Source organism: Desulfogranum japonicum DSM 18378 (assembly GCF_000429945.1).
Classification (GTDB): domain Bacteria; phylum Desulfobacterota; class Desulfobulbia; order Desulfobulbales; family Desulfobulbaceae; genus Desulfogranum; species Desulfogranum japonicum.
Genome location: NZ_KE387002.1, coordinates 5,128 through 7,183, shown reverse-complemented (window position 1 = coordinate 7,183; position 2,056 = coordinate 5,128). Strand labels below are relative to the sequence as shown.

Sequence of the window (2,056 nt, the reverse complement as noted above, 5' to 3'; positions counted from 1 at the left end):
GTGATGAACGGATGACTGCGGCCCTGCTGGATCGGTTAACCCATAAAGCCCAGATTGTGAATTGCAACTGGAAGAGTTACCGATTGCGTCAAAGTCTTGCGCAAAAAAGACAAAAATAAAAAAACAATCGATGGGGCCCATCGGCCGGTGCTCCTCCCCGGTAACTCCGGTCGCCCTACGGGCTCCCTCCGTTACCGGGGAGGAGCACCGGCCGACAAACGCCCCCTTTTACTCAAAAACTAAGGTGGTCAATTTTCGATTAGCACGGATGGTCAATTTTGGGTTGTCATTTCTAGAAGTATTATAAAAACGTAAACGCCCGCATCAGTTATTATGCTAAAAATTCTGCTTTCTGGGCTAATCCAAGCATTTTATTTTTTAAAAACACGTGAACTGGGGGAGTCAGAGGGCGACCCTTTTTCTAAGCCAGAGCTTTCCCTATGCTTTTAAAAATCCAAGAACGCTGAGGCGAAGGCGAAGTACATGAGTGATATTTCTTTTGGAAAACATCAAATAATTCGAAAAAAGGAACATCATTTATCGTGATTCGACTCAGCTATAGGCTATCTATGCATGAAACCGCGATCGTGCAAAGATGGAGTCTGTGATAAGTTCCCCTGTTCCTAAGTTGATTTGTCAAAATCACGTAACGTTAAAGGGGGCAGCAACCATATACGGTTCAGTTTATAACATTATTTGTATGATTACAATTTTGCCATGATTTTATCAAATCGACTGTCCATACAAACACTTAAATCTGTTGTTTTGAATTTTCCATCCAGAAATAAACTAAAGATTGTAGCTGGCGTTGGTGCCGCTTGAGCTTTTTTCTTTGTATCAAGCTTAATTGTCTTAAGTGGAATATTCCGCTTGCTTGCGGTTTCAACCAGAGATTCTGTGATATGGTATTCTGAATAAGGGCACCGATTAGAATAGTAAGCAACCAATCCCTTCTTATCAGGGCATTCTCCATGCTTGACCGATTCATTAAAACAAGGTTGACTCTCAATTCTAGAAGTATCAATATTCAATGATATCAAGCTAAAACCTCCTGGAGTGCTATCACATATCTTAAATCCTTGCTTAAGAAGCCATTTAGTGTCACTCATAAAATGATACTTTTTATTTCCGACAACTGTTACTACACCAGCTTTTCCTTGTGTTATAGAGTCTTGAATGACAGCATTTAACAATGCTTTACCGTGCCCCTGTTTCTTATATTTTCCAGATACCCAAAAACAACCAATCATGAGGTAATTGGGCGCAGATATTGGTACCCATGCGTTCTCCGCGGGACCGTATTCAATAAATACTTTAGCCCTCTCATCAAGACGTCGAAATATATAACCATTATCAAATTCATTGGTTAACCATTGTTTTTTCAATGTATAGCTATTCGCACATTTTTTATCTGAAAAAGCGCAGCAAATATGCTCAGTTTTAATATTCTGTTTTGTTACATTAATGTAAGACAATTTATCCTGGCTCTTTGTAATAGTTAAGGAGGAAGTGAGATCTTCAGCCTGATTTCCAGGAACAGATAACCCAGGCCACGCTACCTGCATGCTCTTTTTCTGATTTTGCTGATTGTAGCCTTGAATGCTTCGAGTTTAGCCGAGGGAACTTGATGCTTGATTATGGCCAAGATTTCGTTTCTATCACAGGAGACATTTTTTGTGAATGAGATTAATGGGTTAAAAAATTTTCCTTAGCGCATTCGATCTAATTTTCAAACAATCAGTATAACTATAGTGTCCTTGAAGTTTTGCCGCAAATTGTTCTGTGAAGTTGGTGGGGGGAAACATACCGATGCTTCTAATCCACCCTTTCATGTTGTCAGAAAATGGTCTTTTACCCAATTTTTGCGCTATACTCAAAATTTTATCCTCGAAGGTCAGCGAATACTCCCATATCAACTCTATGTCTGCTCTAAAATTTATCACATGCTTCGGCGATCTCGCGAGGGTTCGTCTGAAGGAAGCTGGAGTGCAGGTAAGCGAGGTACGAGACTCCGAAATTATGAGTCGACGAACAGAAACGGCATACAAGGCCGAGT

The 2,056-nt window shown here is 40.3% G+C and carries 2 protein-coding genes; one reads left to right on the top strand and one right to left on the bottom strand.

Annotated features, from left to right (window positions below; genetic code table 11):
• On the top strand, positions 1 to 119 hold a 119-nt coding region (locus G493_RS34980; protein ID WP_232363851.1), incomplete at its 5' end, for an ATP-binding protein.
• 585 nt (positions 120 to 704) lie between these two features.
• Here G493_RS34980 and G493_RS0127050 read toward each other — a convergent pair.
• Positions 705 to 1,565 (bottom strand): GNAT family N-acetyltransferase, encoded by an 861-nt coding sequence (locus tag G493_RS0127050; RefSeq protein WP_084813798.1) that lies wholly within the window; start codon positions 1,563 to 1,565, stop codon positions 705 to 707.
• Positions 1,566 to 2,056 lie beyond the last annotated feature (491 nt).

Bases quoted from the DNA above. Each gene is read 5' to 3' on its own strand.
- G493_RS0127050 (WP_084813798.1), bottom strand. From the start codon at position 1,565: ATGCAGGTAGCGTGGCCTGGGTTATCTGTTCCTGGAAATCAGGCTGAA.